The following is an 849-nucleotide window of genomic DNA, read 5'->3' as shown; positions in this document are numbered from 1 at the left end:
GATATAGCTTCAAGGTATTCAAACCGGATTCTGAGCAATCATTGCAGTCTCGACGAAACGCGTTCAAGACAATTATCTCTCCCAAGTCGACTATTGCCGAGGTAAATACTTCGTTCTTGGGAAGAGTGCGAACCCATCCTCTATTTTTAACCCCGCTTGAGCTTAACTGAAATTCACTTACTCTCTGCCTGGAAAAGTCATCTATCAGACCATAAACTGAGGAGCCAGCCGAAAAGAATAACCAAACCTTTCCCTCAGAACCTCTTTTGAGTAAAGGTTTGTGAGAAATTGCACCTCTGCCTGCAAATAGTTTAGCTAGCTGAGGGGTCATATAGCGTTCTCGATGAGAGGAATACTTACCCGCTCTTGAAGAGGTGGCTGTATCCAGGGATCTAGTAAAGGTAAGAGAATACAAGCTGCCACTTTCCTGAACTCTAGATGCCTCAATCGTTCCGAAATACAAGAGATCAGTTAGGCCGTCTTGATCAATATCTGCTGCCGAAATCCCAGCTATATGACCACTCTTTACCTCAGGTCGAAATTGACGAAGCCAGACTTCTTTATCTAATGTCATTGTCTGCAAGTCATAAAAAAATAAGCCGGGCCGCAGTGTTCCTTGCCCTGCCCCAAAAGCCAAATACCAAAGAGGATCCCCACCAAAAGCATCGGGAAGAGTCAGGGCGGTAGGCTTGCTTGTACACGGCCCCATTGAAGTGTGTTTAAATTCAGCCAATAAAGAAGGTGTTTGTGCAGGGTCCGTAATATCGAATAATAGACACCTATTACTATGCTCACGACTCTGGCTACTATTGGTTCCCATACCCACCAGCAACAAAGTCCCCCAAGCTT

The 849-nt window shown here is 45.1% G+C and carries 1 protein-coding gene; it reads right to left on the bottom strand.

Annotated features, from left to right (window positions below; genetic code table 11):
* On the bottom strand, window positions 1-849 hold an 849-nt coding region (locus A3756_RS28365; protein WP_197481534.1), incomplete at both ends, for a hypothetical protein.

It is taken from the genome of Oleiphilus sp. HI0086 (assembly GCF_001635225.1).
Note: the sequence above shows the minus strand (reverse complement) of the source record. Positions and strands in the feature narration are given on the sequence as shown.